At 62.4% G+C, this 20,790-nt stretch carries 21 protein-coding genes; 5 read left to right on the top strand and 16 right to left on the bottom strand.

The window, feature by feature from the left end; genetic code table 11:
- Positions 1-84: 84 nt before the first annotated feature.
- Complete coding sequence (gene rhlE2, locus AC3IT6_RS27240) at positions 85-1,953, top strand: RNA helicase RhlE2 (protein ID WP_223445413.1); 1,869 nt, start codon at positions 85-87, stop codon at positions 1,951-1,953.
- A 246-nt stretch (positions 1,954-2,199) separates the two neighbouring features.
- Here rhlE2 and AC3IT6_RS27245 read toward each other — a convergent pair whose 3' ends face one another.
- The 3 genes from AC3IT6_RS27245 to AC3IT6_RS27255 all read right to left on the bottom strand — a co-directional run bounded on the left by AC3IT6_RS27245 (position 2,200) and on the right by AC3IT6_RS27255 (position 5,399).
- Entirely contained in the window at positions 2,200-2,787 is a 588-nt protein-coding gene (locus AC3IT6_RS27245; RefSeq protein WP_150755123.1) for a YceI family protein, read from the bottom strand.
- Positions 2,788-2,819: 32 nt separating this feature from the next.
- Complete coding sequence (locus AC3IT6_RS27250; protein WP_489353686.1) at positions 2,820-3,371, bottom strand: cytochrome b; 552 nt, start codon at positions 3,369-3,371, stop codon at positions 2,820-2,822.
- Between the two features lie 264 nt (positions 3,372-3,635).
- Entirely contained in the window at positions 3,636-5,399 is a 1,764-nt protein-coding gene (locus AC3IT6_RS27255) for a flavin monoamine oxidase family protein (RefSeq protein WP_489353687.1), read from the bottom strand.
- A gap of 224 nt (positions 5,400-5,623) precedes the next feature.
- Here AC3IT6_RS27255 and AC3IT6_RS27260 point away from each other — a divergent pair, with 224 nt between their 5' ends.
- Positions 5,624-7,030 (top strand): adenosylmethionine--8-amino-7-oxononanoate transaminase, encoded by a 1,407-nt coding sequence (locus AC3IT6_RS27260; protein ID WP_489353688.1) that lies wholly within the window; start codon positions 5,624-5,626, stop codon positions 7,028-7,030.
- 151 nt (positions 7,031-7,181) lie between these two features.
- On the top strand, positions 7,182-7,901 hold the full coding sequence (locus tag AC3IT6_RS27265) for a 16S rRNA (uracil(1498)-N(3))-methyltransferase (protein ID WP_489317529.1): 720 nt from the start codon (positions 7,182-7,184) through the stop codon (positions 7,899-7,901).
- 106 nt (positions 7,902-8,007) lie between these two features.
- On the opposite strand, the gene AC3IT6_RS27270 is transcribed toward AC3IT6_RS27265, so the two are convergent.
- From AC3IT6_RS27270 to AC3IT6_RS27280, 3 genes are read right to left on the bottom strand one after another with little or no spacing between them, the layout of a single operon-like run.
- A complete protein-coding gene (locus AC3IT6_RS27270; protein ID WP_008050279.1) occupies positions 8,008-8,910 on the bottom strand; it encodes a transporter substrate-binding domain-containing protein in 903 nt (300 codons plus the stop codon).
- Positions 8,911-8,942: 32 nt separating this feature from the next.
- Positions 8,943-9,293, bottom strand: a complete 351-nt coding sequence (locus tag AC3IT6_RS27275) for a RidA family protein (protein WP_489353689.1) — start codon at positions 9,291-9,293, stop codon at positions 8,943-8,945.
- Positions 9,294-9,320: 27 nt separating this feature from the next.
- Positions 9,321-10,562, bottom strand: a complete 1,242-nt coding sequence (locus AC3IT6_RS27280) for a D-amino acid dehydrogenase (RefSeq protein ID WP_489353690.1) — start codon at positions 10,560-10,562, stop codon at positions 9,321-9,323.
- Between the two features lie 109 nt (positions 10,563-10,671).
- Between AC3IT6_RS27280 and AC3IT6_RS27285 the strand changes: the two genes are divergently transcribed.
- Entirely contained in the window at positions 10,672-11,589 is a 918-nt protein-coding gene (locus AC3IT6_RS27285) for a LysR family transcriptional regulator (RefSeq protein ID WP_489353691.1), read from the top strand.
- Here AC3IT6_RS27285 and trhA read toward each other — a convergent pair.
- The gene (trhA, locus tag AC3IT6_RS27290; RefSeq protein WP_150725075.1) at positions 11,586-12,203 is read right to left on the bottom strand and encodes a PAQR family membrane homeostasis protein TrhA; all 618 of its coding nucleotides are present in this window, start codon (positions 12,201-12,203) and stop codon (positions 11,586-11,588) included. The two genes, AC3IT6_RS27285 and trhA, sit on opposite strands and share 4 nt — an antisense overlap.
- A gap of 131 nt (positions 12,204-12,334) precedes the next feature.
- On the opposite strand from trhA, the gene AC3IT6_RS27295 reads away from it, so the two are divergent.
- Complete coding sequence (locus AC3IT6_RS27295; protein WP_489353692.1) at positions 12,335-13,249, top strand: LysR family transcriptional regulator; 915 nt, start codon at positions 12,335-12,337, stop codon at positions 13,247-13,249.
- A 110-nt stretch (positions 13,250-13,359) separates the two neighbouring features.
- On the opposite strand, the gene madM is transcribed toward AC3IT6_RS27295, so the two are convergent.
- From madM to mdcA, 9 genes are read right to left on the bottom strand one after another with little or no spacing between them, the layout of a single operon-like run.
- Complete coding sequence (gene madM / locus AC3IT6_RS27300) at positions 13,360-14,124, bottom strand: malonate transporter subunit MadM (protein ID WP_489353693.1); 765 nt, start codon at positions 14,122-14,124, stop codon at positions 13,360-13,362.
- 1 nt (position 14,125) lies between these two features.
- Positions 14,126-14,542: a malonate transporter subunit MadL gene (gene madL, locus AC3IT6_RS27305; protein WP_489353694.1), complete on the bottom strand. Its 417-nt coding sequence runs from the start codon at positions 14,540-14,542 to the stop codon at positions 14,126-14,128.
- A 57-nt stretch (positions 14,543-14,599) separates the two neighbouring features.
- On the bottom strand, positions 14,600-15,511 hold the full coding sequence (mdcH, locus tag AC3IT6_RS27310; protein ID WP_489353695.1) for a malonate decarboxylase subunit epsilon: 912 nt from the start codon (positions 15,509-15,511) through the stop codon (positions 14,600-14,602).
- Positions 15,508-16,128: a malonate decarboxylase holo-ACP synthase gene (locus AC3IT6_RS27315; RefSeq protein WP_489353696.1), complete on the bottom strand. Its 621-nt coding sequence runs from the start codon at positions 16,126-16,128 to the stop codon at positions 15,508-15,510. The genes mdcH and AC3IT6_RS27315 overlap by 4 nt, the downstream gene beginning before the upstream one ends.
- Complete coding sequence (gene mdcE, locus AC3IT6_RS27320) at positions 16,122-16,925, bottom strand: biotin-independent malonate decarboxylase subunit gamma (RefSeq protein WP_489353697.1); 804 nt, start codon at positions 16,923-16,925, stop codon at positions 16,122-16,124. The genes AC3IT6_RS27315 and mdcE overlap by 7 nt, the downstream gene beginning before the upstream one ends.
- Complete coding sequence (locus AC3IT6_RS27325; protein ID WP_489353698.1) at positions 16,922-17,773, bottom strand: biotin-independent malonate decarboxylase subunit beta; 852 nt, start codon at positions 17,771-17,773, stop codon at positions 16,922-16,924. Before AC3IT6_RS27325 ends, mdcE begins: the two co-directional genes overlap by 4 nt.
- Positions 17,766-18,065, bottom strand: a complete 300-nt coding sequence (locus AC3IT6_RS27330) for a malonate decarboxylase subunit delta (RefSeq protein WP_007975424.1) — start codon at positions 18,063-18,065, stop codon at positions 17,766-17,768. The genes AC3IT6_RS27325 and AC3IT6_RS27330 overlap by 8 nt, the downstream gene beginning before the upstream one ends.
- On the bottom strand, positions 18,065-18,940 hold the full coding sequence (locus AC3IT6_RS27335) for a triphosphoribosyl-dephospho-CoA synthase (protein WP_489353699.1): 876 nt from the start codon (positions 18,938-18,940) through the stop codon (positions 18,065-18,067). Before AC3IT6_RS27335 ends, AC3IT6_RS27330 begins: the two co-directional genes overlap by 1 nt.
- A complete protein-coding gene (gene mdcA / locus AC3IT6_RS27340; RefSeq protein ID WP_489353700.1) occupies positions 18,940-20,610 on the bottom strand; it encodes a malonate decarboxylase subunit alpha in 1,671 nt (556 codons plus the stop codon). The genes AC3IT6_RS27335 and mdcA overlap by 1 nt, the downstream gene beginning before the upstream one ends.
- Between the last annotated feature and the right edge of the window lie 180 nt (positions 20,611-20,790).

Below are 20,790 nucleotides of genomic sequence, written 5' to 3' on the forward strand. Positions count from 1 at the left end.
GGACGGGATTGCGTCCTCTTAAACGCCATTCGCGCCAGGCAAGACTCCCATTGGGCCAAGCCCTAACTTAAAACAGGATTACTCATGTCCTTTGCTTCCCTCGGTCTCTCCGAGGCTTTAGTCCGCGCCATCGAGGCAGCGGGCTATACCGAGCCTACTCCGGTGCAACAGCGGGCCATTCCCGCCGTGTTGCAAGGTCGCGACCTGATGGTCGCGGCACAGACAGGTACTGGTAAAACCGGCGGTTTCGCCCTTCCGATCCTGGAGCGGTTGTTCCCCAACGGTCACCCGGACAAATCCCAGCGTCACGGCCCGCGCCAGCCGCGCGTACTGGTCCTGACCCCGACTCGCGAACTCGCAGCCCAAGTGCATGAAAGCTTCAAGGTCTATGCCCGTGACCTGAAGTTCGTCAGCGCCTGCATCTTCGGCGGTGTCGGCATGAACCCGCAGGTTCAGGCCATGGCCCGTGGCGTAGACGTGCTGGTGGCCTGCCCTGGCCGCCTGCTCGACCTGGCCGGCCAAGGCAGCGTCGATCTGTCCCACGTGGAAATCCTCGTACTGGACGAAGCCGACCGCATGCTCGACATGGGCTTCGTCCATGACGTGAAGAAGGTCCTGGCCCGTCTGCCGGCCAAACGCCAGAACCTGCTGTTCTCGGCGACCTTCTCCAAGGACATCACCGACCTCGCCGGCAAGCTGCTGCACAACCCGGAACGCATCGAAGTCACTCCGCCGAACACCACGGTCGAGCGTATCGAACAGCGCGTATTCCGCCTGCCGGCCAGCCACAAGCGTTCGCTGCTGGCGCACCTGATCACCGCCGGCGCCTGGGAACAAGTGTTGGTGTTCACCCGTACCAAGCACGGCGCCAACCGCCTGGCCGAGTACCTGGACAAGCATGGCCTGAGCGCCGTCGCGATCCACGGCAACAAGAGCCAGAACGCCCGCACCAAAGCCCTGGCCGACTTCAAGGCTGGCACCGTGCGCATCCTGGTGGCCACCGACATCGCCGCCCGCGGCCTGGACATCGACCAGTTGCCACACGTGGTCAACTTCGAGCTGCCGAACGTCGATGAAGACTACGTGCACCGCATCGGCCGTACCGGCCGTGCCGGTCGTTCGGGCGAGGCGATTTCGCTGGTAGCCCCGGACGAAGAAAAACTGCTGAAAAGCATCGAACGCATGACCCGGCAGAAAATCGCCGACGGCGACCTGATGGGCTTCGATGCGAGCGCCGTGGAAGCCGAGAAACCTGAAGTGCGCGAGCGTCCGGACATGCGTAACCCGCGCAATCCACGTGGTCCGCGCGGCGACGGTCCGAACGGCAGCGGTGGCGGCGGCGGTCGCAAGGACAAAGGCAAGGACAAGGGCAAGGAAAAACCGGCCGGCGAACGCGGCGAGCGCCCTGCCCGTCAGCAAAAGCCACGTGAAGGTACTCCGGCTCGCGAACAGCGTCCGTCGCAGCCTCCTCGTGCCGCCGCTGATCGTGCCCCGGACGAGTTCCTGGACGACGATATCGATAACTTCGGCAACCGCGTCGACTACGTGCCGCAGCAGAAACCCGCGCAAGGCCGTGGTCGTCGTCCGGGTGCTCCGGCACAAGGCACCGCGGCAGGTTCGGGCGCTCCACGTTCCGGCAAGCCACAAGGTCGCCAGAACGGTCCGCGCAACAGCGATGGTGCCAGTACCGGCACTCCACCGGCCAAGCGTAGCGGCCCTCGCAGTGGCGCACCGCGCGACGGCCAGGCTCGCCGCGAAGACTCGCGCAATCGCCGCCCGGCCCGTGACGACCAGCCGCGTTCGGAGCCTGCCGTACAGAATCCGCGCGGTCCCGCGCCGAAGATCATGCACAAGGAGTCGAAGGCTGACCGCTTTCCGACACCTGAGCAGCTGGATCAGCTGCCAAGCCGTCCTCGTGGTGAGAAACCAGCGCTGCTGACCCGCAATCGCTGAGTTATCGCTGCAATGAAAATGCCCCGGTTCGAAAGAGCCGGGGCATTTTTTATGGCTGACCAATTACCTGTGGGAGCGGGCTTGCTCGCGAAAGCTGCAGTACATTCAGCATCTACGGTGACTGACCCACCGTATTCGCGAGCAAGCCCGCTCCCACAATGGTTATGTGTCACTCATAAAAATGATCCCCCAAAAAAAACGCCCCTGGCCTTTCGATCAGGGGCGTTTTCCATGCTCGAGCGAAAGTTACTTCGCTTTTACACCTTCAAAAGTCACGTACATCTCAACCGCATCGGACGATGGGCCCAGGTCTTTCTGCTTGCCGAAATCGGAACGCTTGAGGCTGAAAGTACCCTCAAAGCCTGCACGGTAGCCGCCCCATGGATCCTTGCCTTCGCCCAGGAAAGTGGCCTTGACCACGATTGGCTTGGTTACACCGAGGATCGTCAGGTCGCCAGCTACGTCAGCAGTGTCCTTGCCAGCGGCGTTTTTGCCGGTGGGCTTGACGCTGGTGGAAACAAACTTGGCTTTGCTGGCGTTCAGGAAGTCTTTGCTGGCGATGTGCTTGTCGCGCTCGGCGTTGTTGGTGAACACGCTGGCGGTGTTCACGTTGAACTCGATCTTGCTGTCTTCAGGCTTGGCAGCGTCGAAGCTGAACTTGCCGTCGATGTCCTTGAAAGTACCGGTGATGAAGCTGTAGCCCAGGTGGCTGACCTTGAAGTCAACAAAGGCGTGCTGGCCTTCTTTGTCAACCACGTAGTCAGCGGCCATTACGTTACCGGCGGACAACAGGGCGGAGCCGATTGCCAGAGCGGCCAGAGTCTTTTTCAACATGCTTTGTTTTCCTTTGGAGTCGAGGTTGAACTTCAGGCTTTGCGACCCAGCATTCGCTTGAGGGTCACATCACGATCGATAAAGTGGTGCTTCAATGCTGCCAACGCATGGAGGCCGGAAAAAATTACCAGCACCCACGCCAGGTAGAGGTGAATCACGCCAGCGGTATCTGCCTGGTCCGGCAGTCCGGATACCAGCGCAGGGACTTCAAACAGGCCAAACACCGGGATACCGACACCTTCTGCGGTGGAAATCAGGTAACCGGCAATCAACACGGCAAACAGACTGAGGTACAGAAAGCCATGGCCGAATTTAGCGCCGAGGCGCGTCATGCGGCTGTAGCTGGCCAGGGTTGGTGGCGGTGGGCTGATGAAACGCCACAGCACCCGCAGCAACATCACACCCAGCAACACCAGGCCGATGCTCTTGTGCAGGTCCGGCGCGTCTTTGCGCCAGGTGCTGTAGTAGTCGAGCCCGACCATCCACAGCCCAAGCGCGAACAGACCGAAGACCGCCAGTGCCACACCCCAGTGAATGACGATACTGACCCAGCCGTAGCGGGAAGTAGAGTTACGTAGCTGCATTGCCTAGATCCTGTAAGTGCTGGCCCAAGACTATCGAGTTATCTATCGAATTAAAGCGGAAAAATTTGCTTTGAAATATCGAAAAATGCGATCAAGAGTCTGAAGCCTGCGAGTTAAGGAAAGATTAAAGTCGAAATTGTGAGAAAAAGTGAATACAAAACAGAGAACACCTGTATCAAAAAGTTTATTCGATTCTGGTCCCGGTTTTTCTTCAGGCAAAAAAAAGCGCGGCCTTGAGCCGCGCTTTTTTACGCCTGAACGTTACTACGCCTTGGCATCCGTTGTCGGAATCGCCGCGGGTTTAGCCACTGGCTTCTTCGCCGTCTCGGTTTTCTTCACTGGTGCCTTGGCCGGAGCTTTTTTCGTTTCGGTCTTGGCTACCGGTTTGGCTGGGGCCTTGGCCGGTGCCTTCTTCGCAGGCTCGGCTTTTGCCGGGGTTAGTGGCTTCGGTGCTTCGACCGGAGCCGGTGCTACGGCCGGGGCCGGGGTGGGCACCGGAGCAAGTGCTACCGGCTCTGGCGCCTTGACTGGCTCTGGCTTCTTCTCGTCATCCGAGCCGCCGAACAGGTTGCTGAAGAAGTTGCCCTTCTTCGCCGCCACCGCACCGGCGCCCGCCGCCGCAGCGACTGCCGGGACTGCCTTGGCCGGTTCGAACGACTTGCCCGCCGCCAGGTCTTCAACCTGGCCGGCTGCACGTTGACCGGTACGCAGCGCACCTTCCAGGGTGCCGGGGTACAGGGTGTCGGTGTGTTCGCCAGCGAAGGCTACGCGCTGAATCGGGCGTTCCCACAGGCGCCAGAATTTGCTGATCTGGCCCGGACCGAAGGCCAGGTACGCGCCACCCATCGACGGGTCGGTGCTGTAGCGACGGATTTCATAACCGGTGAACGAGCCACGGGCCTGTGGATAAAAAGCGTGCAGGCGAATCAGTACCTGATCGGCCATCTGCTTGTCGCCGAACGCCTGCATGACGCGGGCGTTGTCGCCGGACAGGTTGATCACCACGTTTGCACCGCCCTTCAGGGCAGGCTCGACCCACAGCATCCCCAGGCCGGTGTTGCTGTAGATCTCACCGGACATGCGCGCCTTGCTTTCCCACACCGGCGTCTTGAATTTGAGCAAGATCTGGTCGCGCCAACCGTAGTTGGTACCCTTGATCGCCGCCAGGTGCTGGGCGTCCAGCGCCGGGGTCATCTGGACCTTGTTCAGGGCGCGCAACGGCACTGCCAATACAACGTAGTCAGCTTTATAACCGACACTGTCGACTTTGACGGTCACGCCGTCCTTGTCCTGAATGATCGCCGAGACCGGGGAGCTGGTCTTGATGGTTTTCAGCTGTTTGACCAGGGCCTGGGCCAGCACCGGACTGCCACCAACCAGGCGCGAAGCACGCAGGTCACGATCGGAGACGCCACGGTAGACGCGGCTCTGCTGCGCGAAATACAGCAGCGACAAGCGCGAAGGCTCGTCGTAGCGAGTACGGATCTGCTGGTTGATCAACTGGCGAGCGGTGGCCGGCAGGTTCTGCTTGTCGAGCCAGCTCGACACGTTGATCTGGTCCAGCGCGTGCAGCGTGTTGTTGGCGGCCGGGTTCTGCGGGTCGTCGATCGAGCGCGCCAGATCGTCCACGGTCTTGTCGAAACGCTTGAGCGCCTCGGCGGTGGCCGGCTGTTTGGTCGCCAGGTCGGCGGCGGAGAAATACTCTCCATCGATCAGGTAGCTTGGGGTCCGCACGAATTCAGGGGCCGGCGTGGTGCTCAGCTTGAAATTCGATACGTACTTGTTCAAAACCGGTTGGACCTTGTCGTTGCCGATCCACTCGCTGGTGGCCATGCCGGAACGGCCGCCCAGGCTCGACTTGGCTTCCAGCAGGGTGACCTGCCAGCCCTTGTTCTGTAGCTCATACGCAGCAGTCAGGCCCGACAGGCCGCCGCCGATCACGATCGCGGTTTTATCCTTGGCCAGCGCAGACACGCTGAACAGCCCCAACATCACCAGCGCACAGGCGCGCAGCCAACCGACAGACATTCAGCGAACTCCGGAATCACACGAGGAAAACAGTAGTATTTTGCGAGCCAGACGGCTCAAGAACCGCGAAGGATACGTCAGCCTTCAGACGCCCGCCAGCAACGTCTATCGGCCTGTACAAAGTAGCTGATTCGACACAATGGGTTGTCCCCGTGGCACGCATTGCATAGGCTTGCGCGATTGTTTGTCCGCGCTGGTCACGGACCGCCTCCAGGAGAGTGAAAATGGGCCTGAATAATCAGTGGATGCAACGTGATCTCGCCGTGTTGTGGCATCCCTGCACCCAGATGAAAGATCACGAAAAACTGCCGCTGATCCCGATCAAGCGCGGGGAAGGCGTGTGGCTGGAAGACTTCGAAGGCAAGCGCTACCTCGATGCGGTCAGCTCCTGGTGGGTCAATGTGTTCGGCCATGCCAACCCGCGGATCAACCAGCGCATCAAGGACCAGGTCGACCAGCTCGAACATGTGATCCTTGCCGGCTTCAGTCATCAACCGGTGATCGAGTTGTCCGAGCGCCTGGTGAAGATGACGCCGGAAGGCCTGACCCGGTGCTTCTACGCCGATAACGGCTCGTCCTGCATCGAAGTCGCGCTGAAAATGAGCTTTCACTACTGGCTCAATCGCGGTGCGCCTGCCAAGAAGCGCTTCGTCACCCTGACCAACAGCTACCACGGCGAAACCATGGCGGCGATGTCGGTGGGCGACGTGCCGCTGTTCACCGAGACCTACAAAGCGCTGTTGATGGACACCATCAAGGTGCCGAGCCCGGACTGCTACCTGCGTCCCGAGGGCATGAGCTGGGAACAACACTCGCGCAACATGTTCGCGGCCATGGAGCAGACCCTGGCCGAAAACCACGACACGGTCGCGGCGGTGATCGTCGAGCCGTTGATCCAGGGTGCCGGTGGCATGCGCATGTACCACCCGGTGTACCTCAAGCTGCTGCGAGAAGCCTGCGACCGCTACGGCGTGCACCTGATCCACGACGAAATCGCCGTCGGCTTCGGCCGCACCGGGACGATGTTCGCCTGCGAACAGGCCGGCATCCGCCCTGATTTCCTGTGCCTGTCCAAGGCCCTGACCGGCGGTTATCTGCCGCTGGCGGCGTGCATGACCACAGACGAAGTCTACAGCGCGTTCTACGACGACTACCCGACCCTGCGCGCCTTCCTGCACTCGCACAGCTACACCGGCAACCCGCTGGCGTGCGCGGCGGCCCTGGCGACCCTGGATATTTTCGAAGAAGACAACGTCATCGAGAACAACAAGGCCCTGGCGCAGCGCATGGCTTCGTCGACGGCGCATCTGGTCGATCACCCGAACGTGTCAGAAGTGCGCCAGACCGGCATGGTGCTGGCCATCGAGATGGTCAAGGACAAGGCCAGCAAGGAAGCTTACCCATGGCAGGAACGTCGCGGCCTGAAGGTGTTCCAGCACGCCCTGGAGCGCGGTGCTTTACTGCGTCCGTTGGGCAGCGTGGTGTATTTCCTGCCGCCGTATGTGATCACCCCGGAGCAGATCGACTTCCTTGCCGAAGTAGCCAGCGAAGGGATCGACATTGCAACCCGTGACAGCGTCAGCGTGGCGGTGCCGAAGGACTTCCACCCGGGGTTCCGTGATCCGGGTTGATTTGATTTATTCAACATTTGTGGTGCCTGGACTGCCGCTTTCGCGAGCAAGCCCGCTCCCACAGGGAAGTGCATTCCAATGTGGGAGCGGGCTTGCTCGCGAATGAAGTCGACACCGATTCATCTGATTCACATCTTTCCCGAGAACCAAAATGAGACTCTCCCGCTTCTTTATCGACGCCCCCCTGAGCATCGGCGAGCACGAGTTGCCCGAAGCCCAAGCCCATTACATCAGCCGCGTGCTGCGCATGGCCGAGGGCGATGCGTTGCAGTTGTTCGACGGCTCGGGTCAGGAGTTTCGCGCCAGGCTGGTCGACGTCGGCAAAAAGCGCGTCGTGGTGCAGATCGATGAAAGCTTCGCCGGGCAGGTCGAATCGTCGCTGCAAATCCATCTCGGCCAGGGCCTGTCCCGGGGCGAGCGCATGGACTGGGCGATCCAGAAAGCCACGGAACTGGGCGTCACTGAAATCACCCCGATCTTCACCGAGCGCTGCGAAGTCCGGCTCAAGGACGAGCGCGCCGACAAACGCCTGCTGCACTGGCGCCAGGTGGCGATCAGCGCATGCGAACAGTGCGGGCGCTCGCGAGTGCCGGTGATTCATCCGCCGCTGTTGCTGGCCGACTGGTTGAAGCAGACGCAGGCTGAGTTGAAGCTGGTGCTGCATCCGGTGGCTGAGCCGTTGGTGAGCCATGCCAAACCTTCAAGCCTGGCATTCCTGATCGGTCCGGAGGGTGGTTTGTCCGATGCCGAAGTCGATCAGGCCAAGGCCAGCGGCTTCCACGCCGCCCGCCTCGGCCCACGGGTGCTGCGCACCGAAACCGCGCCGGTTGTTGCACTGGCGGTGGCCCAGCAACTCTGGGGCGACTTCTAGTGCCTCTTCGCGAGCAAGTCGGATCGCCGCACCGCCGCTCCCACAGGGGAATGCGTTCCAATGTGGGAGCGGGCTTGCTCGCGAAGGCAGCGCCTCGGTCTGCACACTACTGCACCGGATCACTCACCGGTTTGGCAATGATCGCCTTGAGTTCGCTGGTCATCGGGAACTCAAGGTTCAACCCCTTCGGCGGGATCGGCTGCTCGAACCAGCGCTTGTAGATGCCATTGATCTCGCCCGAGCTGTACAGATCCGCCAACGCGCCGTTGACCAGCGCCAGGAACTGCGGATCGTCCTTACGCACCATGCAGCTGTAGATCTCCCGCGATTGCTCCTCCCCGACCACCACCCACTTGTGCGGGTCATTGGCCTTGGCGCGCTCGCCGTAGAGCAGCGCATCGTCCATGTAGAACGCCGCCGCCCGGCCCGACTGCAGCATCTGGAAGGCTTCGCCGTGGTCCTTGGCGCTGATCACGAACATGTCGATCTTGTGATCGACGTTGTAGCTTTTCAGGAAGCGCTCGTTGGTGGTGCCGGCGGTGGTCACCACGTTCTTGCCGCGCAGGTCGGCGAAGCTCTTGATCCCGCTGTCCTTCGCGGTCAGCAACTGGCCTTTGACGTAGATGAAGCCATAAGAGAACGCCACCTGCTTCTGCCGTTCGGCGGTCACACCGGTGGAGCCGCACTCCAGGTCTACGGTGCCGTTCTGCACCAGTGGAATGCGGGTCTGCGAGGTCACCAGGTTGTACTTCACCTTCAAGTCCGGCAGCGCCAGTTGCTGCTGGATGCGCTCGACGATCTTGCCCGCCAGATCCACCGAGTAACCCATCGGCTTGCCGCTGTGATCGCCCACGTAGGAGAACGGCACCGAAGCATCGCGATATCCCAGGGTGATGCTGTTGGCGCTGGCTATCTTGCTCAGGGTGCCGGTCAGCGGCGCTTCATTGGCCTGAACCTGACTGCCGAGCAACAGGCCAAGCGTACAAGCGAGCAACGTGATTTTTTGCATTGTTATTCTCCGTTGTTGTGGGTGTTGTTTTATCAGACGCGCGCAGCGATGACGGTGATTTCCACCAGCACCTGCGGGCGGGCCAGTTCGGCCTGCACGGTGGTGCGGCTCGGTGCCTGCCCCGGCGATAGCCAGGCCGACCAGACCTCGTTCATCGCGGCGAAATCTTCGGTGATGTTCTTCAGGTAAATGGTCGCACTGAGCAGATGATCCTTGTCGCTGCCCGCCTCGGCCAGCAAGGTATCGATTTTCGCCAGCACTTCGTGGGTTTGGCCGCTGGCATCCCGGGAATCGTCCGGCACCTGCCCGGAGAGAAACACCAGGTCGCCAAAGGTCACGGCGCCAGCCAGGCGCGGATTGCTGTGCAGTCGGGTAATGGTCATTGCAGTGTCCTCTTCAGAAATCGGTGTTCAGGCGGCCCGGTGGTTGAAACCGCGCAGGTCGATGGAAGGCCGGCGCTCGCCGATCAGCTCACTGAGCAAGCGCCCGCTGCCGCATGCCAGGGTGAAACCCAGCGCGCCGTGGCCGAGGTTGAGCCACAGGTTGCGATACGCCGTCGCGCCCAACAACGGCACGCCGCTAGGGGTGGCCGGGCGCATGCCAGCCCACTCGACGGCTTCGTCATAGGCGCCGGCATTTGGAAAGGTGTCATGGGCCTGACGCTTGATCAGCGCCAGGCGCTTGGGGTCCAGCGCAGGGTCGAAGCCGACGATGTCGACCATCGCCGCCACTCGCAATTGCTTGCCGATGCGGGCATAGACGATCTTGCGATCGTAGTCGGTGATGCTCACGTCCGGCGCCCGGTGACCGGCACCGATCGGCACGGTCAGGCTGTAGCCCTTGAGCGGATAAAGCGGCAGTTGCAGCCCGGGCAGCGCCAACAGCGGACTGCGGTGACCGGCGGCGATCACCAGTTGATCGACCGGCAGCACTTGCTCGCCCAGTTCGATGGCGTTGACGCTGCCGTTGCTGTGGCGAATGCCGGTCACCGCTTGTCCGAGACGAAACTCGCAACGACCGGACGCTTGCAGCCGGGCGGCCAATTGCTGGCAAAAACCGTGGCAGTCGCCGACCTCTTCGTCCGGCGTGTAGATCGCCCCGACAAAGGGCGCATCGAACAGCGCCGGTTCCAGTTGCGCGCATTCGGCCGGCGACAACACCTGCTGTTGCTGCGGGTCGGCCAGGCCCTGGCGCGCATGCTCGAAGCTGCTGTTCTGGCGGAAAGTCACCAGTTTGCCATTGCGCCGCCACTGGAATCCCGCCAGTCCATCGTCCTCGCGCCAGGACTTCAAAGTGTCCTGGCTGAACAGCGCCAGACGCAGCAAGTGCGCGGCGTTCTCGCGGTTGACCGAGCGGCGGCAGGCGCCGAGGAACGACGCCATCCAGCGCCACTGGGCCGGGTCGAAGCGCGGACGCAGCTTCAACGGTGAGTCGCCGCGCAGCATCCAACCGATGGCTTGTAAAGGCACACCGGCGTCGGCCAGGGGCGCGACATAGCGATAGGACAACTGGCCACCGTTGGCGAAGCTGGTTTCGCTGCCCAGCGAGTCCCGAGCCTCGACCACCGTCACCTCAAAGCCGTCGCGCACCAGCGCATAGGCCGTTGCCAGGCCAATCACGCCGCCACCGATGATGCACACATGCTGAGCCATGTCCGTCCTTAAAACCGTTGTGAAGACGAGGCCAAGGGTAGAGCCAGGTGACAGGCGTTGAACAATGCATAAAGATGGCAAACCCATAAACAAAGGTTATGGACTTGCCATGCGCCTTCGCCATATCGAAATTTTCCAGGCCATCCGCCAGACCGGCTCAATCAGCGCTGCCGCGCAATTGCTGCACGTCTCTCAGCCGGCGGTGAGCAAGGTGTTGCAGCACGCCGAGCAACAATTGGGTTTTCCGCTGTTCCTGCGGGTACGCGGCAAGTTGCAGGCGACGCCGGAAGCGCTGGAACTGGAGCGCGAAGTGGATAAGGTCAGCGAAAGCCTGCAAGGCGTGCGACGCCTGGCGCAGAGCCTGCGCCGCGAGCCTGGCCACAGCCTGCGCATCGGTGCCACCCCGGCGCTGGCCCTGTCATTGTTGCCGCCGGCCATTCACGAATGGACCGGGCGTTACCCGGACATCGTTTGCGAACTCTCCAGCGCCCACAGTCGCGAACTGGTGCAGAACCTGTTGATGCGTGAAGTGGATGTCGCCCTGACCCTGCAACGCCCGGATCACCCGGGGCTCAAGGCCCAGGCGCTGGCGTCCGGCGTGCTGGTGGCGCTGGCGCCGAGTGGTTACTGGCCTCAGGAAGATGTGGGTAAACCGTTGCCGCTGATGGCGCTGGCGGATGCGCCGCTGATCGGTTTATCCAGCGCCGATCCACTGGCCGCGCGGCTCGACAGTTACCTGGAAGCGGTCGAACCGCCGCCCCGGGTACGCATCGCCGTGCAAACCTACTCACTGGCACGGGCGATGGTGGAATCTGGCGCGGGCCTGGCGGTGATCGATCCGTTCACCGCCCTTGGCGCCTCTCCCGCCACCACAACGATCCGCCCTCTGGCACCGCCGTTACCCATCACCCTGTATGCAGTCACCCGCGCCGCCGAACCACCGCCCCACACCTTGAACGACCTGTTGCAGGTATTCAGCCGTCGAGCCCGGGAGCAGCTGGATCGCCTGGTCCCGGTACAGCCTTAAAGGACATAAAAGAAAATCGCCACAAAGTGCAGCAAGCTCCCGGCGATCACGAACAGATGCCAGATCCCGTGGGCATGGCGCAGGCGATGATCGAGGGCAAAAAAGATAATCCCGACGGTGTACAGCACCCCGCCCGATGCCAGCCACGCAAACCCGGCGGGGCCCAGCGCCGCGAGCAGCGGCTTGACCGCCACCAGCACGATCCAGCCCATCACCGCATAAATCACGATCGACAGAATCCGCGCTTCCGAACGCGGCTTGATCTCCTGCAGGATGCCGATCAGCGCCAGTCCCCAGACAATCCCGAACAAGGTCCAGCCCCACGGCCCGCGCAGGGTCACCAGGCAGAACGGCGTATAGCTGCCAGCGATCAACAGGTAGATCGAAAAGTGATCGACCTTCTGCATGATCGCTTTCTTGCGCCCGCGCACGCTGTGGTACACGGTCGATGCGCTGTAGAGCACCAACAAGGTAAAGGCGTAGATCGCCATGCTGACGATCTTCCACGGGCTGCCGTCGAGACTGGCCAGCACAATCAGCCACACTCCGCCGATAAACGCCGCCACGGCCCCGAGCAGATGCGTCCAGGCGTTCAGTCTTTCCCCGTGATACATGCGTTGCTCACCTCGAATTTCATTGTCGCAGAGCGCAAGGCTCAGGCTTGAAGCGTAAAAGCGCAATGTTTCTGTACGACGGGCCCGGCGTAATTGGGCACAATCGAGTCATTCCAAAAAGAGTCCGCCCCATGCTGATCGATGAAGAGTTGACCCTGAAAAAACTCGAGGTGTTCCTGGCCTTCATGCGCACCGGCAACCTGGCGCGGGCCGCTGCCGAGTTGCAGACCAGCAACGTCAGCGTGCATCGGGCGATCCATTCCCTGGAAAGCGCCCTGCGCTGCCCCTTGTTCAAGCACGAAGGCCGCAGCCTGACGCCGCTGGAAAGCGCTTATGTGCTGGAAGAACGGGCGCAGAAGCTGATTCAGGATGTCGTCGAATGCGTGCGCCTGACCCGCGAAGCCGCCGGGCTCTCGGCCGAACGTTTCAAACTCGGCTCGCTGTATTCACTGACAGTGAAGACCGTGCCGCAGCTGATCATGGGTTTGAAGATCCGCCGCAGCGAACTCAACATCGACCTGATTCTGGGTTCCAACATCGATCTGCTCTACAAGCTCAAGAACATGGAAGTCGATGCGGCCCTGGTGTCGCTGGACGAGAGTGTCAACGATCCGGATTGCGAGCAGATCCCGCTGTTTTCCGACGACATCTTCCTCGCCACACCCGCCGACTCGAAGTTTGCCCAGCGAACCGAAGTCGACCTGGCCGAGGTCCGCGACGAAACCTTCATCACCCTGACCCAGGGCTTCGCCACCCATCAGGACGGCAAGCGGGTCTTTGAGCAGGCAGGGTTCGAGCCGAAGGTGGCGATGCAGGTCAACGACATCTTCACCCTGCTGAGCATGGTCAGCTCGGGCGTGGGTTATGCGTTGCTGCCGGGGCGGATTGCGGCGGTGTACGAGAACCGGGTGAAGCTGATCCCGTTGCAGGAAAAGTACCGGTTGCAGCAGCACATTGGCGTGGTGTTCCTCAAAGCCAAGGAGCGTGATCCGAATCTGCTGGCGTTGTTGGCGGAGTGTCGGATGTATGCCAATCGGCAGGCTTGAAATCGAGTCGCGCCCTTCGCGAGCAAGCCCGCTCCCACATTGGAATGCAATCCCTGTGGGAGCGAGCCTGCTCGCGAAGACGTCGGTACAGTCAGCGAAAATCCCGAGATTTACCCAACAATCCCGCGAACAATGAAGTACAACAGCGAAGGCCCGAGCAAGCAGCCAAGCCCGGTGTGGAAGGTCGCGGTCAGCGCGCCATAAGGCACCAGGCGCCGATCCGTTGCCGCCAAGCCGGCGGTCACGCCACTGACCGTCCCGGCCAGCCCGCCGAACACCATCGCCGAGCGCGGGTTATCCAGGCCCATCCAGCGCGCCGCCATCGGCGTGCCGACCATCACCAGAATCGCCTTGATCAGGCCGGTGGCAATCGACAGCGCCATCACATCCGAAGTCGCACCGATTGCCGCACCGGTCACCGGCCCGACGATGTAAGTCACCGCACCGGCGCCAATGGTGGTCATGCTCACCGCATCGCGATAACCGAAGGCCCAGGCCATGCATGCGCCGACAATGAACGGCAGCACCGTGCCCAACAGCAGCGCGATCACACCGATCAAACCGGCCTTTTTCGCTTCCGTGGCCTGCACTTCAAATGCCGTGGCGACGATGGCGAAGTCCCGCAGCATGGCGCCGCCCATCAGCCCGATGCCGGAAAACAGCGTCAAATCCGCCAGGCCTTTTTGCCCGCCGGTCATCGTGCCGCCGACCCAGGCCAGTACCAGGCCGATGACGATCGCAATCGCCGAGCCGTGGATTCGCCCGAAGGTCAGGCGTTTGGAGATCAGCACTGACACCCACATGATCACGCCGACAAAGGCGAATGCGGTGACCAGACCGTTGTGTTCCAGACCGTTCTTGATGAGATCCCACATATCAGCGACCTCCTGCCGGCGCGCCAACCGGCGCTACATCCGCCGGTTCATCGGGCAAGGGTTCGCCTCTATGGGTCCGGCTGATCAGGGCAATGGTGCAGCCGCAGATCACCACCGAACCGATCGCCGCCAACACCGCCACCGGACCACCATGCAGCGCCGTGACTACGTTTTGTTGCGCCGCCATCGCCACTACCACCGGGATGTACATCGCACCCCAGAAGGCGACGCCCAGCTCGCAATCCTTGGTCATGCCGCCACGGTTGTGCATCCACAACCGTGCGCAAATCAGCAGGATCATCGCGATCCCGACGCCGCCGACGTTTGACTTCACCCCCAGCAACACACCGAGCATGTCACCCATGATCACCCCTGCCAGCGTACAGATCGCCAACAGCGCCACACCGTAAATAATCATTGTTGTAGTCCTCAAAGTGCATTTCGAATGTTGTTTTTGTTGTTCGAAGCCTGAGTTTTAGGAGTGGCGACTTCCCTCCTCACGCATCAGCGCCTGCAAGGTATCGAGCCGGGCACCGTCGAAGGCAATCACGGTGCCCTGCTCGAACACCCGGCGCGCCAGCCCGGTCAGCACCGCACCGGGCGGCAGTTCGATCTGTAGACGTACGCCACGCTCGTAGGCGCTTTGTACCGTGCCTCGCCAATCGACGATGCGGCACATGTTGAAGGCCAGGTCGTCACGCAAGGCTTCAGGCTTGATCAGCGGACGCGCACGACTGCCGCTCAGGTAACCGATCTTCGGAGTTTGCAGCGGCACCTTGGCGAAGGCTTCGGCCAACCGTTGTGCGGGTGCCTCAAGCAATGGGCAATGGGACGGCACGCTCACTGCCAGACGCTTGGCCAAGCCAGCTCCGCAACCTTTCGCCAACTCGGCCATCGCTTTCATCGCCGCGTTGCTACCGGCAATCACCACTTGGTTATCGGCGTTGATATTGGCCAGATAAACCGGCATTTGCGCGCTGTGCACCCGGGCCAGCAATCCTTCCACCGTGGCCAGGTCCAGACCGATGATCGCGGTCATGCCGTAGCCCTGTGGATAAGCCTGCTGCATCAACTCACCGCGCAGGCTGACCAGATGCAACGCATCGCTGAAACCCAGGGCGCCAGCCACCACCGCTGCCGGGTAAGCGCCGATCGACAAGCCGGCCACGTAATCCGGGGCCATGGCCAGTTGACGTGAAGCGGCGACGCCGGCTATCAGCAGGCAAAGCTGAACCGCCCTTGTCGACTGCAACGCCTCGGCAGAGTCCAGTTGAGTCACATCTTCACCGAGCAGGTCGCTCGCCTCGTTCAACGTTTCCCGAGGCAAACGCGCGAGCATCCCGGGTTGTTGCGCGCCCTGGCCGGGGAACACCAGCAAGCTACTCATGCTGCTTGCTCCTGTGGATTCCACGGATCAGTGACCAGGCTGGCCTGAGTGGCACTTTTCAACAGGACCCGCGACGAAGCACCGGCCCATTCGCGCAAGGCAACGGCACCCGACGGTGTTTGCAATTGCAGGTCCACGCGGCACACGGCGGCATCAAGAACGGCTACCAACGCCTGGGCGTCGACACGACTCAACGGACGCGGAGTACGCAGGATCAGGTCGAGGTCGCTGCCTTCGTGCAAAGCGGCAAACCCACTGGCCAACTCGAACCCGGCGCTGCCGCTGACACCCCAGACCCAACCACTGTCATCGAGGTGCGAGCGCAGTTGCGCCAAGGCCCGCAGCGCCGGAAAATCGCGCTGGCCTTGAACATGGCAGAGTTCTTCCGGCCGCACCCGCCGCGTGACGGCAGCGACTGCCATCACCGCTGCAAATCGCTGTTCGCGCAGCGGCCCGCGCACGCCCACCGCCACCTGCCCCGCCGCGCTCAAGGCACGACGGACCACCACCGGCTGGCCGGCACTGATCGACTCGATCACCCAGGCAGGCGCATCCGCGGGCAACTGCTGCGGGGTCATGCCCCACAGCAGGTCGTGAGCCATTAGCGTGCTCACCACTGCGCTCTCAGCAATTGGCGAACCTTGCTCGACGCCGCCCGATTGGCCGCACCCAGGCGACCGCTCAGATCAGGGCCAGCGGCGGCCACATCGCCAATCGCCTGATGCAGGCACTCGGTCACCCGCGCCAGATCCGCCGCCGTCGGCTGCTCGATCTGCTCCACCGACAAGGTTTCCCACAGCAGCCCGAGGCCGGCATAGCTGTCGATGTCATAGGCCATCGGCGGCACGCTGGCCGCCAGGGCTTCGAGCTCTTCGACACTGCGCAAGGTCACCCGCGCCGCCGACGCCTTGCCCATGGCGTGCACCATCACCCCCGGATCGCGCAGGGCGATCAAGCGGTTGGCCTGATAGCCGTGGGCCAGAAATGCCCCGGACATCGCCTTGCCCACCAGCAAGCCGATCACCGCATGACCGGCCAGACGGGCACGGGCATAACTGCCCGCCGCAGCGGCCAGCGCCTGATGAATGCCGAGGGCTTCCTCCCGTCGACCGTAAGCCTGGCTCGGCACGTCGACGATGGCGATCAGGGCGCGCTTGTGTGCCTTGTCCTGATCGGCGGCGATGACTTCATCCACGGCCTTGGCCAGGCCCCAGCCTTCAAGTAAACCCACCTCGCCGTTGCGTGCACGGACGAAGCGGTTTTCCGGGTCGGCCACCACCGCGATGAAGCGCACAGGCTGATCGCCCAGCGAACCGTCCGCGACCTTCAGCGAAGCCGGCAAACCTTCGACCGCTTTCGCCCCGGCACTCAAGGCGTTGAACCAGTTCAAGCCCCGCAGGGAATACGAACTCATGGGCGTTCTCCTTGGTACAGATCGCGAACCACAGACGGCTCGATTTGCGGTTCGGCATCCAGACGCGCCAACCGTTGCAGGAACAGTTCGGCCTGTTGACTACGTGGTTGCGCCGGCAATCCTTGCTGGAGCAACTCGCCGACTTGCTGGCGAATCTGCGCCACGTCGTCGGCAACATAACGGTCCACCAGACCACTGGCGAAGCGCTGCTCGCCACCGGTCAGGCTCCAGATGAAGGGCCGGTCGCGGGAGTCGTATTCCTCGAGTCCGGCTTCCTGCTCAATCACCTGAGGGCCGTTCAGGCCGAGCCGCGCCTCCTGGGTCACCAACAGATAGCTGCACAACCCGGCGGCAATCGACATGCCGCCAAAGCACCCGACGCTGCCCGCCACCACACCGACCACGGGTTGGTACTGCTGCAAATCGACAATCGCCGCGTGGATGTCGGCAATGGCCGCCAGGCCGAGGTTGGCTTCCTGCAAGCGCACGCCGCCGGTTTCCAGCAGCAACACGGCGCGGGTCGGGATGCCGTTGCGGTTGTCTTCGGCGGCCAGTTCCAGTGCACCGGCAATTTTTGCTCCACCGACTTCACCCAGGCTGCCACCCTGGAATGCGCCTTCGATTGCCGCGATCACCACCGGCAAACCATCGAGATTGCCCTTGGCGATCACCACGCCGTCGTCGGCTTGCGGCACCACGCCCTGGCGCGACAGCCACGGCGACATGATCCGTTGAAAGGGATCGAGCAGTTCGCGGAAGGTGCCGGCGTCGAGCAACGCCTTGGCCCGTTGCCGCGCACCGAGTTCGACGAAGCTGTGCTTGCTGAGCAAGGCTGCGCTGTCAGTCATGGCCGATCTCCTCGAAGCCTTGTTCCAGACGCAGGCGCACCACGCCGGGTGTCGCGCCGAAATCGTGGATATCGATATCCATGGCCGGCGGCGTCTGGCCGTCGAACATCCGCGCGAACAGATGCTGCCAGCGTTGTTCGCTGCCATTGACCGAGGTCTGCACGTTGATCGTCAGCTTGCCGGCCTGGCCCGGTTCGATCAGCACTTCCAGATCGCCAGAGCCGACACAACCCACCAGGGTGCGACCGCGTGGCGGCTGCCCGGCGGGGAATTCAAAGGATAAGGTTTCCATCAAAACACTCCCTGGATAAGGCCGTCGCCAGACCCGATACGGTCGATGAACAGGCAGACTGCGAGCAGGTCGGCAGCGCCGCCGGGCGAGGCATTCAACGCGATGAGTTGTTGGTCCAGCTCATGCAGGCGGCGACGCCCGCCGAGGCTGGCACTGCCACCCGCATCGAGCACCGCACGGGCGCCCAGTTGCATGGTGTTCAGGCCTTCTTCACCGGCGCGGTAAAGCACGCAGGTGTCGGCCAGATTGGTCATGATCGCCAGCAGCGCATCGAGCCGGGCGTTCTGTTCGCCATGACCGGCGGCGCGGCTGCGCAGCAGTTGTGGCAGAGCACGTTGGGTCACCGCCGGAAAACCCAGTTGCGCTTCTTCACGGGCACCGCGAGCGCCATAGCGTTGGGCGACTTGCGCACCGTGACTGAGCGGACGCGGAGCAAAACGGTCGTCGAGCAGGGCCAGCCGCGCAGCCCGTAACGCCACGCTGTTGGCGCTGCAGGATTGAGGCTCCAGCGCCGCGGCAGTGATCAACAAGCCCAAGGCCCAGATCGCCCCGCGATGGGTATTCACGCCGCCCGTGGTGTCGAGCATCGTTTGCTCGCCTTCACGACCGATTCGTCCCACCGCTTCGCGCAGGGGCAAGCCAATTTCGCCGAGCTCGATGGCGGCCTCCGCCATTTCTTTAAAGGCCGGCCACAAGGACAGCGCTGATGCGTGCATCAGCCCCAAGTGCAAATCGGTGTGGGCGCCATTGCCGCGACGGTCGACCAGTGCCGGTTTTGGCGACAGATCAGCCTCATCGATCAGCGCGTCTACCGCCAGGTCCGCCAGTCGTTCGGCCAGGCTCAGGTTTTTGGGTTGCAGGTTAAGTGCGTGCATTACCAGCTCCTGAACTTGGCGGGCGGGTTGTAGAGACCACCGGACCACTCCACCAGATCGGCCACGCTTTTCGCCGCGAGCAACTCGCGAGTGGCGTCGGTGCGGCGGATGCCGAGGTCTTCGGGCAAGGCAATCAGGCCTTCGCGGCGCATGCGTGCGGTGTCTTTGGGGTTGTGGCGCAGGCCGATGGCGGTCACCCCGGCGACGGCAGCGATCATCGCCTGGCGTTCTTCCAGCGAGCGCGCCTTGTACAGGTAGGCAATGCCTTCTTCGGTCAACAGGTGGGTCACGTCGTCGCCGTAGACCATGATCGGCGCCAGTGGCATGCCGCTTTTCTTCGCCACATCGACCGCATCGAGGGTTTCAACAAACGTCGGTTTGCCGCCCTCCTGGAAGGTTTCGACCATCTGCACCACGAGTTTCTTGCCGCGTTCGAGCATCGGCTCTGCCACGTCGGTGTTGCGCATGTCGAGCCAGGCCGGTGTGCTGTGACGACGACCGCGCGGGTCGTGGCCCATGTTCGGTGCCCCGCCGAAACCGGCCAGGCGTCCGTGCGTCACGGTGGAAGAATGACCGTCGCCATCGACTTGCAAAGTCGCGCCGATAAACAGGTCCACGGCGTATTGCCCGGCCAGCTGGCTGAACATCCGATTGGAACGCAGGGAGCCGTCGCGCCCGGTAAAAAACACATCCGGACGCGCCGCAATGTAGTTTTCCATCCCCAGTTCGGTGCCGAAGCAATGCACGCTTTCGACCCAGCCACTTTCGATGGCGGGAATCAGGGTCGGATGCGGGTTGAGGGTCCAATTGCGGCAGATCTTGCCTTTGAGGCCGAGAGACTCGCCATAGGTCGGCAGGATCAGTTCGATGGCAGCGGTATTGAAACCGATGCCGTGGTTGAGGGATTGCACGTTGTGTTTTTCGTAGATGCCGCGGATCGCCATCATCGCCATCAGCACGTGCACGGGCTTGATGTGCCGAGGGTCGCGGGTGAACAGCGGTTCGATATAGAACGGCTTGTCGGCCACCACAACGAAGTCGACCCAGGAGGCGGGAATGTCTACCCGCGGCAGGTCGCTGACGTCGTCCACCAACTGGTTGACCTGGACGATGACGATGCCGTCGCTGAAGGCCGCCGGTTCGATCAGCGCCGGGGTGTCTTCGGTGCTCGGCCCGGTGTAGATGTTGCCGGCGCGGTCGGCCATGAACCCGGCCGAAAGCACGACGTTGGGAATCAGGTCCACCACCAGCCGTGCGTAGAGTTCGATGTAGGTGTGGATCGCGCCGACTTCCAGCAGACCGTCTTCGAGCAACTGGCTGATGCGCAGGCTCTGGGTGCCGGCGAAGGAGAAGTCGAGCTTGCGGGCGATGCCGCGTTCGAACAGGTCCAGGTGCTCGGCGCGCCCGACGCTGGGCATGATCATGTGCAAGTCATGCAGCTTCGCGGGGTCGGCCTTGGCCAGGGAGCGCGAGAGGAAATCCGCCTGCTTCTGGTTGTTGCCTTCGAGCACCACTCGGTCGCCGGGCAGGATCAGCGCTTCAAGCGCCGCGACGATGTTGTCGGTGGGCAACACCACACCGTCGGCAAGACCTCGCACCAGCTCGAGGCGCCGCTGCTTTTCGCTGCGCCGCCGCGTCCATCGCGAGTCGGGGGATATTGTTGTTGTCATGACCACTCCACGGGTTCGCTGTCGTGGAGCTACCTTAGGAGTGTTGGGCGTAGCGTATCAATCAAGCAGAGTGGTGGATCGTTACGCTCAGGTTAATGATCGAGATCTGCGTCGTTCATGCTGGCCTCTTCGCGAGCAAGCCCGCTCCCACAGGGTTTTGTGTTCACCACAGATCAACTG

This window comes from Pseudomonas sp. KH_017, assembly GCF_057840285.1.